Raw genomic sequence first — 17,018 nt, 5'->3', positions numbered from 1 at the left:
ACCCTACCCTACTTCGCTCACCTCATACGGGGTTCGCTCGTTGAGGGTAGGGCTTTGATGTGGACTCCCGGTGATCAGTCGCCAGCAATAGGCTGGTGACTCTTGCCGTTCAACGTCACCAGAACGCAGAGCGTTCTGGTTGGCTCACGAGAGCTCTGCTCTCGTGAACGTCCCACCATTTACACGCACGTCTACTGGTGCGTCTCCGCTCCCCGACTTGGGCGAGGAACGGAGTCTATGTTGTCGCTTTCGGGCGTAGCGTAGCCCGATATTCTTCGCTGCATTGTAGTCTGCGTTGACCTCGTAGCCACACTTCTGGCAATGGAAGTGTTCGCCGTCACGGTTCGATTCGTGCGTGAACCCACAGTCCGTTCGAGAACAGCGTTGGGACGTGTGGTTCGGCTCAACTTGCTTCACGNGCCGTCACGGTTCGATTCGTGCGTGAACCCACAGTCCGTTCGAGAACAGCGTTGGGACGTGTGGTTCGGCTCAACTTGCTTCACGGAGATGCCCTGTTCGGGCGCTTTGTACTCGACGTACTCGGCGAGGCGTCGAAACGCCCACATGTGGTGCCACTTCGCCTGTGGAAGTCGCTCGCGGATGTCCGTTAACTCCTCAAACACGATTACGTCGCATCCGTTCTCGGTGGTTTCCGTGACGATCTCGTTGGCGACGGTGTGGATGTACTGTTTCCGCCACGCTTCTTCACGCTTTCCGAGGCGAAGAACCGCGTTGTGCGCGGCTTGCGTCCCGCGCTGTTGCATCTCACCACGTCGCTTCTCGAACTCGCGGCACCAGTGATCGTAGTCGTCTCCCTGCCAGAACGNAAGCTACTGCGAGGCTGTTGACGCCGAGGTCGATACCAAGAACTGTTTGGTGCTCGGTATCTTCCGAAACCTCGGATTCGTCGGTATCGTACTTCCGCGTCGTGATGTGGAAGTAGAACTCGCCAGTCGCCTTGTCGTATTGCAGTGTGCTCGCCCGGAACTCGTAGTCCTCCGAGAGAACGTACCGCTCGTAGGGAGTCGGGCTATCCGTCGGAAGTTCAAACTCGCACTCGACGCGTCCGTTGACGGTCGAGAGGGACACGCGGTCGCGGTAGAACGTCGCGCTTCGCTTGTCGTAGACCATGCTCCACGAGGTGAACTCCGGCTGGCTCACACGCTTGCCCTATTTCCACCGTTCGACGCACCCTTTCGTCGCTTGGACGGCACGTCGGATAGCTTCTTGAACGAGGTTCGCAGTGAGATTGGTTTCCTCTCGCAGTTGTTCGTAGAGCGCGTCCCGTGCGGTCGAGTTCGCCGTAACACAGTTGGTGTAGGAGTCGTCATCCCAACAGAACTCCGCGGCACGATTCGCACAGTGAAGGAACTGTCGCGCGGATTCGTGGAGGTCGTCGCGCCGCTCATCGGGAACAACGAGTTTGACCGACGCAGTTCGACGCACCTCCATGTTTCAGATTACTAGCCGACAGTATTTATATACTTGGGGATCAGGTTGCTACCGTCGTGCGGTTACGTCGTCCGTTGTCGGTTTCCTCTCCGACCTACTCGCTCGCCGCACTCGCTCCTTGAGGTCGGAGGCTCCACCTCGATTTATGCTGAACGGGCGACCGGGGGCGACGGACTGACCGCGGTAGCCGACCCCCCGCCCACCGCCATCCCTTTTCCGTCCCGCCCCGTGAGGACGCGTATGAAGGTCCTCGTCTACGGCGCGGGCGCGCTCGGGAGCCTCGTCGGGGGGTTGCTGACGCGGGCTCACGAGGTCACGCTCGTCGGGCGGGACCCGCACATGCGGCGGATCCGGGAGGACGGGCTCCGGATCGACGGCGCGGTCGACGCGCACGTCCACCCGCAGGCGCTCACCGACGGGGCGCACCGCTCCGCCGACCTCGCGGTGGTCACGACGAAGGCGTACGACACCGACGCGGCCGCGCGAGCGCTCGCGACCGGCGAGTACGGCGCCGTCTGCTCGCTCCAGAACGGCTTCACGGAGGAGCGGCTGGTCGCGGCGCTCGACCCCACCGTGCTCGCGGGCACCGCGAGCTACGGCGCCCGGTTCGTCGAGCCCGGGCGCGTGACCTGCACGGGGGTCGGCGAGGTCGTCGTCGGAGCGCTCACGGGGGGCGACGACCCGCTCGCGGAGCGCGCCGGGAGCGCGTTCGCGGCGGCCGGGATCGAGACCACCGTCGCCGCGGACATGCCCCGGCGCCGGTACGAGAAGCTCGCGGTCAACGCCGGGATCAACGGCCCCTCGGCGCTCGCGCGGCTCTCGAACGGCGCGACCCTCGACGGACCCGGCGGCGAGGCGGCCCGCGAGGCGGCCCGAGAGGTCGCGCGGGTCGCGCGGGCCGACGGGGTGGCGCTCGACGAGGCCGACGCCGTCGCCGCCGTCGAGCGCGTCGGCGCCGACACCGCCGCCAACCGCTCGTCGATGTGCGAGGACGTGGCGGCGGGACGTCAGACCGAGGTCGACGCCATCTACGGGGCCGCGATCGACCGCGCCGACCGGTTCGGCGTGTCGGCGCCGACGTGTCGGACGCTCGCGTCGCTGATTCGGGCGTGGGAGGCCGGTGCGGGGGTTCGACCCGAAGCGGACGCTGACGAGGAAGCGGCGGAGTGACGTCGGAGGAGTGAGAGACGGAGGCGTCGACGGCGCCTCCAGCTGCGTCTAAAACGGCCTCAGCACCACTCTTCGAGGACGGTGGCGTCGGTCTCGTCGACCGAGACCCACGCGTTCTCCCGAGAAACGTCCGCGATCACGAGCTCCGGTCGCGACGACGAGGAGTCGATGGACGCCATGATGTCCGGCGAGTCCGCCGCGTCGAGGGTCGGGTCCGTCGGTAACGCCGTCCGGCGGTGATCGGGGTCCGGGTCGTCCCATGGAGTGGAACTCCGTGACATGTTTGTGAATTGTTCACAGTACGTATAAGGGTTCCGGACTGGGAACCGCCGTTGTCGGTGGATCCGCGACCTGAGGGAAAGATCGGGGACGAGAGCCCGTGTCAGTCGTCGATCACGGGAGAATGGGCGGATTGAAGCGTCGATCTGACGGACCGATTGGCTCGTTGTCAGAGTCGCTTCTCCGGGCCGCCTCTCGGTACCCGACGAACGCCGCGCGAGCCGGTCGCCGACCGCCGACCGCTCGCGAACCACCTTCGCAGTATACAAGAGGTGCCACGCTGAAAGACGGTGCATGAACGTATCAGACGCCATGACGCCGCGGTCGGATCTCGTCGTCGTCGAGATTCCGGGGAGCCGGAACGACGTGCTGGAGTACATCCAGGAGTACGGCTTCTCCTCGGTACCGGTCGTGAAAGACGTCGACGGCGACGAGGTGTACCGCGGGCTCGTCTCCCGCGACGACCTGATCGAGCAGCCGGACGAGGACCAGCTCGCGCTGCTGATGCGGGAGGTGCCGACCGTGAGCGCCGAGGACGCGATCGAAGACGTCGCCGCCACGATGGTCGACGAGGGGTCGCGTCGGCTTCCGGTCGTCGACGGCGATTCGCTCGTCGGCATCATCACCGTCACCGACGTGGTGCGGGCCATCGCCCGCGGCGAGATCGACGGCGACACAGAGGTCGAGGGGCTCGCGACCCGCGCGGTCAACGCGACCCACACCGAAACCCCCCTGCCGGTCGCGGAGCGGGAGATCGGGCTGGCGAACGTCCCCTACGCCGTGGTGCTCGACGACGACGCCGGGCTCGCCGGCATGCTCACCGAGGTCGACGTGCTGGAGGTCGCCCGCGTCGTCGAGGGCGAGGCCAGCACGGGCGACTCCATCGCCGAGCAGGACTCCGAGTGGTCCTGGGAGGGGATCAAGGCGACCGGCGCCCGCTACCTCCCGACCCGGAACGTCGAGCTCCCCGTGGGAGCGGTGCGTCACTTCATGACCCCGGACCTCGTGACTGTCAGCGGGACGCGGACCGCGAAGGAGGTCGCACAGGAGCTCATCAGCAACGACATCGAGCAGGTGCCGCTGGTCAACGGTACCGACCTCGACGGCATCGTTCGCGACGTCGACCTGCTGGAGGGCTTATAAATGGCGTCCGAGGCGATCGTCGAGCTGGCGAAGCGGCGCGGGTTCTTCTTCGGCTCGAACGGCGCGTACGGCGGCACCGCGGGCTTCTACACCTTCGGCCCGCAGGGCGCGGCGCTGAAGAAGAACGTGGAGGACGCGTGGCGCGACCGGTTCACCATCCGAGAGGGGAACCGCGAGATCGAGGCGCCGACGATCATGCCGGAGGCCGTCTTCGAGGCGTCCGGGCACCTCGACACGTTCGACGACATGCTCGTCGAGTGCCCCGAGTGCGGCGAGTCCCACCGCGCCGACCATCTCGTCGAGGCGGTCACGGAGATCGAGGACGCCGAGGCGCTGCCCGGGCCGGAGGTCGAGGAGCTCATCGCCGACAACGACATCGCCTGCCCCTCCTGCGGAACCGCCCTCGCGGGCGTGACCGTCGAGGACTTCAACCTCATGTTCGCGACCGATATCGGTCCCGGCGACGCCCAGCCCGGCTACCTCCGACCGGAGACGGCGCAGGGCATCTTCGTGGAGTTCCCGCGGCTGAAGGAGTACGCCCGCGGGAACCTCCCCTTCGGCATCACCCAGATCGGCCCCGCCTACCGTAACGAGATCTCGCCGCGCGGCGGGCTCCTCCGGCTGCGCGAGTTCACCCAGGCCGAGCTGGAGCAGTTCATCGACCCCGAGGCTGACGAGCCGCCGCTGGACCGCGTGCGCGACGTGTCAGTGCGGCTGTACCCCGCGGCGGAACAGCAGGCCGAGGACGGCGAGTACGTCGAGACCACGGTCGGCGAGGCGGTCGACGAGGGGGTCATCGGCTCCCCGTGGGTCGGCTACTACCTCGGCGTCGCGAAGGAGTGGTACGACCGGATCGGGGTCGACCTCGACCGCTTCCGGTTCCGCCAGCACCTCGCGGGCGAGCGCGCCCACTACGCGGCCGACTGCTGGGACGCGGAGAGCGAGGTCGACGGCGACTGGATCGAGATCGCGGGCTTCTCGTACCGCGCCGACTACGACCTCTCGAAGCACGACGAGTACGGCGACGACGCGTTCACCGTGTTCAAGCGCTACGACGAGCCGAAGACCGTCGAGCGGGCCACGGTCGACCCCGACATGTCCGTGCTCGGGCCCGAATTCGGCGGGGACGCCGCCGCGGTCGCCGAGGCCCTCGAGACGCTCGCCGAGCGCGACCCCGGCGCGTTCGACGGCGAGACGGTGTCGGTCGAGGTCGGCGAGGGCGACGACGCGGAGACCCACGAGGTCGACGCCGACGTGGCGAACTTCTCGGTCGAGACGGTGACCGAGAACGGCGAGCACCTCACGCCGCACGTCGTCGAGCCCTCCTTCGGCGTGGGGCGGACGGTCCAGACCCTGCTGGCGCACGCCTACAGCGAGGACGAGGTCGACGGCGAGGAGCGCACGTACCTCTCCTTAGAGCCTGAGGTCGCGCCGCAGGACGCCGCGGTCTTCCCGCTGGTGACCAACGACGAGCGGCTCACTGAGCTGGCCGACCGCGTCGCCGCGGACCTCCGCGAGGCGGGGCTGGCGGTCGCGTACGACGACTCCGGCTCGATCGGGCGGCGCTACCGCCGGCAGGACGAGATCGGCACCCCGTTCTGCGTCACGATCGACCGCGACGGGATCGAGAGCGACGGCGACGACACCGTGACAGTCCGCGAGCGCGACTCCGCGGCGCAGGTCCGGGTCCCAGCTGGGAAGCTGGCCGAGGAGCTGGCCGCGCTCCGCGCGGGCGGCGAGTTCGACGCGCTGGTGGACCGCTACGAGACTGTCGCGACCGACGTCGAGACCAACTGACCCGTGCCCCTTCCGGCGGCGGAGTGGCGGGCCGAGGTGGAGTTTGAGCGGCGGCTGGTCCACGCGAGCGGCACCCTGTTCCCGGTCCCGTACCTGCTCGGCTGGCTCACGTGGACCGAGACGGCTGCGATCCTCGCGCTCGGCGTCGCCGTCGTCGGCCTGCTGGAGTTCCTCCGGCTCGTCGTGGGGCTCGATCACGCCGTCTACCGGCGCCTCACTCGGGAGTACGAGTCCGACAGCGTCGCCGGCTACGCGATGTACCAGATCAGCACCGCGGCGGTCGCGGTCGCCGCGGTCCCCGCGCTCGGCGTCCCCGGCATGACGCCGACGCTGGCGGTCCCCGCGATCTGGATGGTGTCGCTCGGCGACCCCGTCAGCGGCGCGCTCGGGGACAACGACGCGACCGAGGCGAAGCGCCCCGTCGCGTGGATCGCGATGTTCCTCGTCAGTCTCGCGCTGGCGCTTCCCTTCACCGTGCCGGCGTTCGGGTCCGGCGTCGGCGTCGCCGTGGCGCTGGCCGGCGCGGTCCCCGCCGCGGTCGCCGACGGACTCCCGCCGATCATCCGGGGCGTCGCCGTCGACGACAACCTCACCATCCCGCCCGCCGCGGCCGGCGGGATGCTCCTCGCAGTTACGGTGTTGGGGTAGCGGTTCGAGCGGCGAGCGGACGAAACGGGTGCGAGATGCGTGAGCGCGGGTCCGACAGTGAACGACTTATAAACGACCGACAGACACCGCAGCAGCGCTTCTCACCGCGTCATCAGTAACAATCGCTTATAAATGGGTGATCGCGTCGCCACCCGACAGAGACTCGATCGAACGCCGACACGCGTCTAGTCCCAGAACGACTGCGTCCGCGCGTACTCGCGCTCCTGTCGAAGCACGTCGCGGTAGAACTCGTCTTCGTCCTCGCGCAGCTTGTTGATGATCCGGGCGGCGTTGTGCGGTCCCACCCCGCGCGCCGCCAGCGCGATCACGGCGCGCTTCCCGTGCGTCTGGACGAGGCTCGCGGCGCGGTGGGCGCGCTCGGTGCGCCGCTCCTGCTCCTCGTCCTTCTCGGTCGCCCGGACCGCCGCGACCGTCTCGTCGTCCCACGGGTTCAGCGCGGCGACCCGCGTCGAGCCGCAGTCGGGACACTCCGGCTGGTCGGGGACGCGGCGCACCTTCGTCGTCCGCCGCCAGTCGGCGCAGTGGAGACAGAAGAGGATGACGCGGTCGTTCCGGATGCGCTCGCGGACCGTCTCGATCACGTCGGCGTCGGCGTTCTCCGGGACGAGGAACTCTGTACCTGAGGACCGCCCGGCCGTGCCGAGCGGGGTCCGCTCGCGAGCGATCGCGAGGTCCATCGACCCGTTCTGGACCCCCTCGAGCAGCTCGGCGGTCTCCGCGACCGCGAGGTCGGCGTGGAACACCTCGCGGAGCGCCTCGTCGTAGACTGGCGTCCCCTCTAACGCCGCGAGCAGGCGGTCGCCGCCGAACCGCCCTCTCCCCTCGCGGTAGCGCTTGACGGCGCCGAACTTCGCGGCGACCTGCGCGAGCGTGAACTTGAGCGCGTCGGACTTTTTCAGGGCGAGTTCGAGGTACGCCTCCAGCCGGTCGGGGTCGGTCGTCTCCAACACCTCGCGGAAGACGCCGGGGTCGACGTCGTGAAGCACCTCGAACTCGATCCGGTACGGGTCCACGTCCATCCCGATCGACGAGCCGGCGCGCTGTCCCACGAGCGCCGCGAGCAGGCGAGCGAGCGTCTCGTTGACCTCGTGACCGAAGGCGGCGTTGACCGCGACCGTGCGCGCGCTCCCCTCGATCACGACCCGGCGGTCCGTGGGAACCGGGTGGCCGGCGTCGACGTGGTCGACGACGGGCTGGAGGGCGGTCGCGATCGTCCCCTCGTCGGCCGGGTACCGCTCCGCGAGGTCACCCGCGACGGCCTCGGGGGTCGAGCCCGCAGACAGCGCCGCGGCGGCCTCGCCGCGGATCCGCCCGACCTCCTCGGCGACCGGCTTCGGGACCGGGATCTCTTGGCCGATCCACGAGGGGACCTCGCCCGCGGGGTCGGCGATCGGCGTGACGTTCACGCGCTCCTCCTCCTCGTCGACCTCGGTGATCCGCCACATCTCGCCGCGCTGGATGAACGTCTCGCCCGGCCCGGCGAAGTTGACGACGAACCGCTCGTCTAAGGTGCCGATCTGCCGCCGCGAGGACATGTCGTACACCTCGTAGGTGGACTCGTCGGGGATCATCGAGAGGTTCGCGTAGAAGTACTGCCACGTGCCGCCCGACTTCTCGAGGGTGTCCGACTCCTCGTCGAGCCACAGCAGCCGGTTCCCGTCCAGCTCGCGGACGATCTCCTGGAACTGCGGCTCCGAGAGGTCTCGGAACGGGTAGGCGCTCGTGACGATCTCGTACGCCACGCGGGCGTGGACGTCGCCCTCGTCCATCACGACCCCGACGATCTGGTTCGCGACGGTGTCGAGGCTCCCGTGGTGGATGTCGGCGGGCTCGACGAGTTCGGCGTCGGCGCGCCGGGCGATCGCGAGCGCCTCAAGCGTGTCGTCGCCGCCCTGCGTCACGACGGTCCCCTCCGAGACGAGGTCGCGGCGGTGGCCCGCGCGCCCGACGCGCTGGAGCAGCCGGGCGACCTCGCGCGGGCTGCCGTACTGGACCACGTGGTCGACGCGCCCCACGTCGATGCCGAGCTCCATCGAGGAGGTGCAGACGAGCCCGTCGATGTCGCCCGACTTGAACCGGTCCTCCACGTCGATACGCACGTCCTTCGAGAGCGAGCCGTGGTGGACCTCGATCTCGGTGGGGTCGGCGGTTCCCTCGTCTTTCTCCTCCCGCTCCGCGAGCGTCTTAAAGCGCGAGCCGAGCGCCTCCGCGGTCTGCCGCGTGTTGACGAAGATCAGCGTCGAGTCGTGGTCGGCGACGATCTCGCGGATCGTCCGGACGTGGCTCGCGGTCGTCTCGTCGACCGCCAGCTCGCCGGCGAGGGTCGCGTCGCGGTCGGTGATCTCGGGGTCGAGCACCCGCACGTCGGTCCGCGTCCCGGCCGCGACCTCGACGATCTCGAACGCGCGGTCACCCGGGCGGTAGGGGTCGCGCTTCCCCGAGCCGACGAGGAACCGACCGACCTCCTCTGGGTCGCCGACGGTGGCCGAGAGCCCGACTCGCTGGAACGGCCCCGCCACGCGCCGGAGGCGTTCGAGCCCGACCGTCAGCTGGGCGCCGCGCTTCGCGGCGGCCAGCTCGTGGACCTCGTCGACCACGACGTGCTCGACGTCTTCGAGGGCGACCCGCATCTTCGAGCCCGTCAGGATCGCCTGGAGGCTCTCCGGCGTCGTGATCAGCACGTCCGGCGGGTCGTCCGCCTGCTTCGACCGCTCGTACTGGGTGGTGTCGCCGTGGCGCACCGCGACCTCGACGCCGAGCCGGTCGCCCCACCACTCCAGCCGGTCCATCATGTCGCGGTTGAGCGCGCGGAGCGGGGTGATGTAGAGCGCTGAGATCCCGTCGCGGGGCCGGTCGCCGGGCGCGTCGCGGGCGTCGACGATCGCGTCGAAGACGGGGAGCATCGCCGTCTCCGTCTTCCCGGTGCCCGTCGGCGCGAGAACGAGGGCGTTCCGACCGTCGGCGAGCGGCGGGATCGCCTCGCGCTGCGGCTCCGTCGGCGTCGAGAACCCCTGCTCGGAGAGCGCCGCGCGGAGTTCGCTCCCGAGGTGCGCGAACGCGTCCATGCCCGACGGTTCCGCCATGATCTGTTCGTCGGACGTTGGGCGCTCGGGCGATTAAGCCCGTCGCTGTGCGAGATCCGTGTGAGCCGTCGGACCCGTCCGCGAGGGGCCTGCGATCGCTCAGTCGGCGAGGAGTAGTTCGACGACGAACACGCTGCCCGTCGGCTCGTTGTCCTCGACCCAGACGTCGCCGCCGTACTTGTCGACGAGCGTCTTCACGAGGTACAGCCCGACCCCCGTTCCGCCGCTCTCGAGGCTCTTCTCGCCCTCCTGGAAGATCTGCTTTTTGTGGTCGTCGGCGATGCCCGGGCCGTTGTCGGCGATCGACACGCGCACGGAATCGTCTGCCGCGCGAGTCGAGACCGCGATTTCGGCCGCGTCCTTGTCGTTGTGGACGACCGCGTTCGTCAGCAGGTTCCGGAACACCGACTCTAACAGGTCGTCCGCCAACACCGTCACGTCGGGGACGTCCCCGTCGACGGAGACCGTCGCGCGGTCCTGATCCGACCGGATCTGCGAGATCTGCTCGGTGAGTACGGTACGGAGACCCACCGGGGAGCGGTCGGAACCGACCTGTAGCAGCACGTCGGTCACGTCCTTCGCCGTCTCCGTGATCTCCGCGGCCTGTTTCGCCGCCTCGATGACCGTCCGCGCGTACGTTCGGCTCTGATCGTCGGGGAGCGACCCCTCGAGCAGTTCGGTGTACGACTCGACGACCATCAGCTGGTTCCGGATGTCGTGCCGAACGACTTGGTTCAGGAGCTTGAGGCTGTCCCGCTGCTCTTCGAGCGTCCGCTCGTACTCCTTGAGCTCGGTCACGTCGCGGGCGTACCCCAGGACGGCGTCCTCCCCCGTCTCCGGCACTTTGTAGGGGATCTTCGTCGTCTGAAGGACGCGTGTCTCGCCGTCCGCCGTCGTCAGCGTCTCCTCCCCGATCGACCTCGGCTCGCCGGACTCGATCACCTCCAAGTCGTCCTGCCGGAACTCGACCGAGTCCTCGACGTCCGGGATGATGTCGGCCTCCGAGCACCCTTCCACTTCCGCGGGCGTCTTCCCGTACGCCTCTGCAGTCGCCTCGTTGGCCAAGAGGTACTCGCCGTCGCGGTTCTTCACGAACACCAAGTCCGGCACGAGGTCGATGATCTTCCGGAGCTCCTCACGCGTCGCCTCGAGGGCTATCTCGTACTCCTTCCGCGACGTGATCTCTGAGAGCACCCCCACCAGCCGGCGCGAGCCGTCCTCGGATTCGACGAGTTCGGCACGCACCTCGCCCCACAGCTGCTCGCCGTCGGCGGTCCGGATCCGGTACTCCGTCTTGAGCGGCTCGTCGGCTGCCTTCGCTCGCTCGATCGCCCGCTCTAACGCCGGGAGGTCGTCTGGGTGGACGTGCTCGGCGAACGCCTCGTAGGTGCCTTCGAACGTCTCCGGTTCGAGCCCGAAGAGGCGCTCCATCGACTCGGTCCAGATCACCTCGTCGGTGGCTAAGTCCCACTCCCAGACACCGGTTCTCGTGCCGTCGAGCGCGACCGTCAGGCGCTGTTTCGTCTCCTCGAGCGTCTGTTCCCGCTCCTTCCGGTCGGTGATGTCTTGGAACAGCCCCAACACGCCGACGACCTCGCCGTTCTCGTCGTACTGCGGGTCGCCGACGGTCCTGACCCATCGAGTCCCGCCGGACGCCGTGAGGATCCGTAGTTCGAGGTCGTACGACTCGCCCGCCTCTGTCACCCGGGTGAACGCCCGCTCGATGGTGTCGCGGTCGTCCGGGTGATAGAAGTCTAACCCCGCCTCCAGATCGATCGGCTCGTCGGTCGGCATCTCGTGGATCCGGTACACCTCGTCGCTCCACGTGACCGACTCGTCGACGAGATCCACCTCCCACCACCCCATCGACGCGCTCTGTTGCGTCCGCTCGATGAGCCGCCGCGTCCGTATCAGCTCCTTCTCCCGCCGCTTCTGCTCGTCGATGTCGAGGTGGATCCCGACCGCTCGGACCGGCTCCCCGTCACCGTCGCGCTCCACGACCTTCCCGATGTCCCGGATCCACTTCCACTCCCCAGACGCGGTCCGCATCCGATGCTCCGCGTCGTAGTACTCCGTCTCGCCGGCCACGTGCTCCGACAGGGCGGCTTCGACCGACTCGGTGTCGTCGGGGTGAACGCGCCGCTCCCACGCGTCGAGGTGCGGGTCGATCTCGTCGAGCGAGTGGCCCAACATCGCCGCCCACTGGTCGTTGAACTCGACCTCGTCCGTGGTCATGTCCCAGTCCCAGACGCCGATCTGCGCGCCCTCGACCGCGAGTTCGATCCGGTCTTTGAGCTGCTGGAGCGCTCGCTCCCGCTCTCGCTGTTCGGTGATATCCGTCGAGACGCCGCACACACCACGGATCGTCCCCTCCTCGTCGTACACGGGAGACTTCCGCGTCAGCCGAACGCTCTCGCCGGCGGGCGTCGGGATCGTCTCCTCGATCTCGATCTGTTCGCCGTCCTCGACGACTCGGCGGTCGTCCGCCCGAGCTCGCGCCGCGACGGCCTCCGGGAAGAGCTCCTCGTCGGTCATGCCGATTGGGTCCACGTCCACGTCGAACACGTCGCGACACGCCTGGTTCATCAGGAGGTACCGCCCGTCGGCGTCTTTCAGGAACACTGCCGCGGACATCGTCTCCAACACGGTCTGGAACCGGCGGTACGTTCGCTGGTGCTCCCGCTCCCGTTCCTTCTGCTCTGTGACGTCGCGAGCAATACCGACGATCTGCGTTACCGCCTCGTCGTCGGTGACCGGCGTCAGCTTCGTCTGCCAGTCGGTCGTCCCGCCCGGGAAGTCGAGTCGCTCCTCGTACTCGATCGTCGTCCCCCGTTCGACGCACCGCCGGTAGTTCGCTTCGACCGCGGCCCCCTGTTCCTCGCCGAGGAGTTCTCGCGGCGTCTTCCCGAACATCGCGTCCTCGGTCAGTCCGGTCTGTTGCTGGTGTGCGGTGTTGTTCTGCTTGAACGTGAACTCGTACTCGCCGCCGGTCTGCTCGGCATCAACGAGAAAGATCGCGTCGTCCGCCTCTCGAAACATCGCCTCGTAAACGCTCGTCACCTCGTCGCCGCCAGATTCGAACCGATCAGTAGTGTTAGTAGATGACCCGCTTCCCATTATCTCACTTCTCTCTCTCTACGCCGCCGCAAGTAATAATACCGCGGATGTCAACGCGGGGAATAATCCGCCCGTCGACCCCGATCGCGGCTCCTCACGGCCCCGCGCCCGCTACGTCACGCCGCCCTCGCTCGTCGCGTACGCCTCGTGTGCGCCCGAGTCGAGGATCGCCTCGGCCTCGTCCACGACCGCGAGCACGTCGGCGAAGGAGGTGTACGGCGCGGCCGGGCAGACGCGCACCACGTTCGGCGGTCGGAAGTCGACGACGACGCCGCGGTCGGTGAGAGCCGCGCTCAGGCGTTCCGCCTCCGGGTGCTCGAGGGCGACGTGACCGCCGCGGGCCGCGTGCTCTCGCGGGGTCCCGACCGCGACCTCGGGGAGTCGGTCGTCGACCAGAGCGATCAGGAAGTCCGTGAGCGCCAGCGACTTCTCGCGGAGGCGCTCGATCCCGGCCTCTCGCAGCGTCTCGACGGACCCCTCCAGGGGCGCGGCGGCGAGCAGCGGGGGGGTCCCGATCTGCCACGCGCCGGCCGAGTCGGCGGGGGTGTACGTCATGTTCATCTCGAACTGCGTCGCCTTCTCGTGGCCCCACCACCCGGCGAGAGCGGGCGTGAGCCCGTGGTGGCGCTCGGCGACGAACAGCGCGCCGACGGAGCCGGGGCCGGCGTTGAGGTATTTATACGTGCACCACACCGCGAAGTCGACGCCCGCCTCCCGAAACTCGTGCGGGACCGCGCCCGCGGAGTGCGCGGCGTCGAACCCCACAAACGCGCCCGCCTCGTGGGCGGCCTGGGTGATCCGCTCGACGTCGAACAGCTGGCCGGAGCGGTACAGCGCGGTCGGCATCCACACGATCCCGACGTCGTCGTGCGCCGCCAGCGCGGCCTCGATATCCCGGGGATCGATCGTCCGGCCGTCGCGGCTCTCGACCACCCGGAGCTTCTCGTCCGGGTCGATCCCGCGCTGGCGGAGCTGCGCCCGGATCGCGTAGTGGTCGGAGGGGAAGTCGAGCTCGTTGACGAGGACGGCGGGGTCGACAGCGGGGTCCCACGCTCCGTCGGCCGGGTCGAATTCGGGGCGCTCCGGGCCGTTACCGGCCAGCAGCTCGTCGAGGAAGGTGCCGACGAGCGTGTGGATGTTCACCGTGATCGAGTTGCCGACGACGACCTNCGGGGTCGGCACCGACGAGCGGCGCGAGCGCGTCGCCGAGCCGCTCGCCGACCGAGAACCAGGGCGGGTCGGCGTCGGTCCACCCGGAGATCAGGAGCTCGCGCCACTCGTCGACGACCCGATCGAGGCTCGCGAGGGCGGCGTCGCTGGCGGGGCCGAGCGAGTTGCCGTCCATGTAGAGCAGGTCGTCCGGAACGCGGTACCGGTCGGCGAACGAGGAGAGCGGGTCCGCGTCGTCGAGGCGAGCGGCGAGGACGGCGGGGTCGGAATCGGCTGCGCCGCCGGCCAGTCCGTCGCCGGCGAGGGCGTCGCGGGCGGGGGCGTAGGGGTCGTCGCGGGCGGGGGCGTCAGGGTCCTCCATACGCGAACGGGTGTCGCCGCCGACTAATCGCTTCCGGGCCGCCGGGGCCGTTTAAAAATGAGCGCCGGGTCCCTACTCGACGATGTCGATCGCCGGCCGGCCTGGCTCGGCCTTCCGGACCACCGACTCGTCGGCGTCCGCGGCGCGCTCGACGCTCACCGGCGCGTCGAACTCGCGCTCGATCAGCCACGAGGCCGCGCGCAGTGCCTCATACTCGTCGTCCCCCGACAGGGTCTCCTGTAGCGCCTCGCGGTTCGCCTGCAGGTCCTGCCCGTACGAGGCCGCGTCGTCGCCCCGCTCGCGGATGTGCGGCTCCCCCATCAGCTCGGAGATGAGGTTGTCGGCGTCGCTGTCGATCGCGATCGACAGCGCGTCGTACTTCCAGTCGGGCGCGACGACGACGTCGATCCGCTCGGGGTCCTCGATGCCCGCGACGTCGACGATGTCGCGCACGTCCTCGCGGGTGTTCTCGACCAGCCGGCGGCGGCGCTCGACCGTCTCGCGGTCGGCCGTCGCGGTCGGCCAGTCGGCCTCGACGACGAACCCGTCGCGGTCCAGCGTCGCCCACAGCTCCTCGGCGAGGTGCGGGACGACCGGCGCGAGCAGGCGGACGGCCGCGTCGAGGCCGCGCTCGTACGTCTCCGGGTTCGGGTCGGCGTGGTCCCGGTAGCTTCGGAGCGTCCCCACGAGGTCCTGCGCCTCGCGCAGCGCGACGTTGAACGTGAGGTCGTCGTACTCCGCGCCGGCGATGGCGACCGCGGCGTCGACCTCGCCGGCGACGTAGTCGTCGATTTCATCGCGGCCGGCGTCGGCGGGCGCGGTTCCCGTCTCCCCGGCCGCGTACGCCTCGACCAGGTCGGTCAGCCGCGCCAGGAAGCGGTGCGTCGACTTGACGCCCTCCTCGGACCAGTCGAAGTCGCGCTCCGGCTGGGCGGCCTGCATCATGAACAGGCGGGCCGTGTCGGCGCCGTACTCCTCGACGATGCGCTGCGGAGAGACCGTGTTCCCCTTCGACTTGGACATCTTCTCGCCCTCCAGCTGGACCATCCCCTGCGCCAGCAGGTTCGTGAACGGCTCGCGGTGGTCGAGCCCCTCTTCGTCGGCCAGCACCTTGGTGACGAACCGGGAGTACAGCAGGTGCATCACAGCGTGCTCGATGCCGCCCACGTACTGGTCGACCGGCATCCAGTCGTTCGCGCGGTCCAGGTCGAAGGGGACCGCCTCGTTCCCGGGCGAGACGTAGCGCAGGAAGTACCACGAGGAGTCGACGAACGTGTCCATCGTGTCCGTCTCGCGGGTCGCGGGCCCGCCGCACTCCGGGCAGGTCGTCTGCTTCCACTCCTCGGCGGCGTCGAGCGGGTTCCCCGTCGTGTTGATGAACTCGGGTAGCTCGACCGGCAGGTCCGCCTCGGGCACGAGCACCGAGCCGCAGTCGTCGCAGTGGACGACCGGGATCGGGGTCCCCCAGTAGCGCTGCCGGGAGATGCCCCAGTCGCGGAGGCGGTACTGGGTGGTCGCCTCGGCGCTCTCGATGTCCTCCGTGAGCCGCTCGCGGGCCGTCTCGCTGTCGAGGCCGCTGTACTCGCCGGAGTTGATCACGACGCCGTCGTCCGTGAACGCCGCCTCGCTCACGTCGGGGGCCTCAGGGAGCGTCTCGCCGTCCCAGTCGTCGGGCTCCGGGGCGATCACCGGCTCGATGTCGACGCCCATCTTCTCGGCGAACGCGTGGTCGCGGTCGTCGTGCCCGGGCACCGCCATCAGCGCGCCCGTCCCCACGTCGGAGAGAACGAAGTCGGCGACGAACACGGGGATCTCCTCGCCCGTGGCGGGGTTGGTGGCGGTGAGGCCGGTCGCGACGCCGTTCGGCTCATCGCCCTCGGGGTCGGCCTCGTGGTGGACGAACTCGTGGACCGCGTCGTCCTCGGCGGCCAGCTCCTCGCTGATCGGGTGATCGGGGGCGAGCGCGAAGAACGTCGCGCCGTGGATCGTGTCGACGCGGGTGGTGAACGCCTGCACGGGGCCGTGGCCATCGATGTGGAAATCGAGCGTCGTCCCGTGCTGGCGGCCGATCCAGTTGCGCTGCATCTGGCGCACGGAGTCGGGCCACCCCTCCAGCTCGTCGATCGCGTCGATCAGCTCGTCGGCGTACTCCGTAATCTCCAGGAACCACTGGTCCAGGTCGCGGGTCTCGACGGGGGTGTCACAGCGCCAGCACAGCTCGTCGTCGCCCTCCACCTGCTCGTCGGCGAGGACGGTCTCGCAGGAGGGACACCAGTTCACCTCGGCGTCGCGGCGCTCGACGAGCCCCGCCTCGTGGAACCGGCGGAACAGCCACTGGTTCCACTGGTAGTACTCCGGGGTGCAGGTGGTGACCTCCCGGTCCCAGTCGTAGCCGAACCCCATCGACTTCATCTGTCCCTTCATCGTGTCGATGCAGTCGAACGTCCAGTCGCGGGGGTTGGTGTCCCGCTCCTTCGCGGCGTTCTCGGCCGGGAGCCCGAACGCGTCCCACCCCATCGGGTGGAGCACGTCGTCGCCGCGCATCCGGCGGTACCGGGCGTACGCGTCCGTGATGGTGTAGTTGCGGACGTGGCCCATGTGCAGCTTCCCGGACGGGTACGGGTACATCCCCAGCACGTAGGTGGGGTCGTCCACCTCGTCCGGCGTGCGATACACGGAGGCGTCGTCCCACGCCTCCTGCCACCGTTTCTCGACCGCGGTGTGGTCGTAACCCTCCTGAGACATCTGCTTATATACCCGTGGTCGGGTCGGCGTCG

The 17,018-nt window shown here is 69.0% G+C and carries 8 protein-coding genes and 3 pseudogenes; 4 read left to right on the top strand and 7 right to left on the bottom strand.

Annotated elements, in window-relative coordinates; all coding sequences use genetic code 11:
* Nucleotides 1-74: 74 nt before the first annotated feature.
* Nucleotides 75-417, bottom strand: a pseudogene (locus tag C468_RS19330) (zinc ribbon domain-containing protein); the annotation flags it as partial.
* Between the two features lie 8 nt (nucleotides 418-425).
* Nucleotides 426-1,452, bottom strand: a pseudogene (locus tag C468_RS10720) (RNA-guided endonuclease InsQ/TnpB family protein); the annotation flags it as partial.
* Between the two features lie 240 nt (nucleotides 1,453-1,692).
* On the opposite strand from C468_RS10720, the gene C468_RS10715 reads away from it, so the two are divergent.
* Nucleotides 1,693-2,622, top strand: coding sequence for a ketopantoate reductase family protein (locus C468_RS10715; protein ID WP_008848904.1), 930 nt, complete (start codon nucleotides 1,693-1,695; stop codon nucleotides 2,620-2,622).
* Between the two features lie 59 nt (nucleotides 2,623-2,681).
* Here the strand turns inward: C468_RS10715 and C468_RS10710 are convergent, their stop codons facing one another.
* Nucleotides 2,682-2,903, bottom strand: coding sequence for a DUF7556 family protein (locus C468_RS10710; RefSeq protein ID WP_008848903.1), 222 nt, complete (start codon nucleotides 2,901-2,903; stop codon nucleotides 2,682-2,684).
* 292 nt (nucleotides 2,904-3,195) lie between these two features.
* Here C468_RS10710 and C468_RS10705 point away from each other — a divergent pair, with 292 nt between their 5' ends.
* Genes C468_RS10705 through C468_RS10695 form a run of 3 tightly spaced genes read left to right on the top strand, consistent with a single transcriptional unit; the run spans nucleotide 3,196 to nucleotide 6,489 of the window.
* Nucleotides 3,196-4,044, top strand: coding sequence for a CBS domain-containing protein (locus C468_RS10705; RefSeq protein ID WP_008848902.1), 849 nt, complete (start codon nucleotides 3,196-3,198; stop codon nucleotides 4,042-4,044).
* Complete coding sequence (gene glyS / locus C468_RS10700) at nucleotides 4,045-5,841, top strand: glycine--tRNA ligase (RefSeq protein WP_008848901.1); 1,797 nt, start codon at nucleotides 4,045-4,047, stop codon at nucleotides 5,839-5,841.
* A gap of 3 nt (nucleotides 5,842-5,844) precedes the next feature.
* Complete coding sequence (locus C468_RS10695) at nucleotides 5,845-6,489, top strand: hypothetical protein (protein ID WP_008848900.1); 645 nt, start codon at nucleotides 5,845-5,847, stop codon at nucleotides 6,487-6,489.
* A gap of 185 nt (nucleotides 6,490-6,674) precedes the next feature.
* Here the strand turns inward: C468_RS10695 and C468_RS10690 are convergent, their stop codons facing one another.
* The 4 genes and pseudogenes from C468_RS10690 to leuS all read right to left on the bottom strand — a co-directional run bounded on the left by C468_RS10690 (nucleotide 6,675) and on the right by leuS (nucleotide 16,986).
* Complete coding sequence (locus C468_RS10690; protein WP_193788255.1) at nucleotides 6,675-9,593, bottom strand: DEAD/DEAH box helicase; 2,919 nt, start codon at nucleotides 9,591-9,593, stop codon at nucleotides 6,675-6,677.
* 99 nt (nucleotides 9,594-9,692) lie between these two features.
* A complete protein-coding gene (locus C468_RS10685; protein ID WP_206536743.1) occupies nucleotides 9,693-12,710 on the bottom strand; it encodes a PAS domain-containing protein in 3,018 nt (1,005 codons plus the stop codon).
* A gap of 111 nt (nucleotides 12,711-12,821) precedes the next feature.
* A pseudogene (gene kynU, locus C468_RS10680) lies at nucleotides 12,822-14,241 on the bottom strand (kynureninase).
* A gap of 72 nt (nucleotides 14,242-14,313) precedes the next feature.
* Nucleotides 14,314-16,986, bottom strand: a complete 2,673-nt coding sequence (gene leuS / locus C468_RS10675) for a leucine--tRNA ligase (RefSeq protein WP_008848897.1) — start codon at nucleotides 16,984-16,986, stop codon at nucleotides 14,314-14,316.
* Between the last annotated feature and the right edge of the window lie 32 nt (nucleotides 16,987-17,018).

This window comes from Halorubrum kocurii JCM 14978, from assembly GCF_000337355.1.
In the GTDB taxonomy this organism is placed as follows: Archaea; Halobacteriota; Halobacteria; order Halobacteriales; family Haloferacaceae; genus Halorubrum; species Halorubrum kocurii.
The sequence above is the reverse complement of the archived record's forward strand: the minus strand, read 5'-3'. Positions and strand labels throughout refer to the sequence as shown.

Excerpts from the sequence above, each read along its gene's own strand:
- C468_RS10715 (WP_008848904.1), top strand. The coding sequence starts at position 1,693 with ATGAAGGTCCTCGTCTACGGCGCGGGCGCGCTCGGGAGCCTCGTCGGG.
- C468_RS10710 (WP_008848903.1), bottom strand. The coding sequence starts at position 2,903 with ATGTCACGGAGTTCCACTCCATGGGACGACCCGGACCCCGATCACCGC.
- C468_RS10705 (WP_008848902.1), top strand. The coding sequence starts at position 3,196 with ATGAACGTATCAGACGCCATGACGCCGCGGTCGGATCTCGTCGTCGTC.
- glyS (WP_008848901.1), top strand. The coding sequence starts at position 4,045 with ATGGCGTCCGAGGCGATCGTCGAGCTGGCGAAGCGGCGCGGGTTCTTC.
- C468_RS10690 (WP_193788255.1), bottom strand. The coding sequence starts at position 9,593 with ATGGCGGAACCGTCGGGCATGGACGCGTTCGCGCACCTCGGGAGCGAA.
- C468_RS10685 (WP_206536743.1), bottom strand. The coding sequence starts at position 12,710 with ATGGGAAGCGGGTCATCTACTAACACTACTGATCGGTTCGAATCTGGC.
- leuS (WP_008848897.1), bottom strand. The coding sequence starts at position 16,986 with ATGTCTCAGGAGGGTTACGACCACACCGCGGTCGAGAAACGGTGGCAG.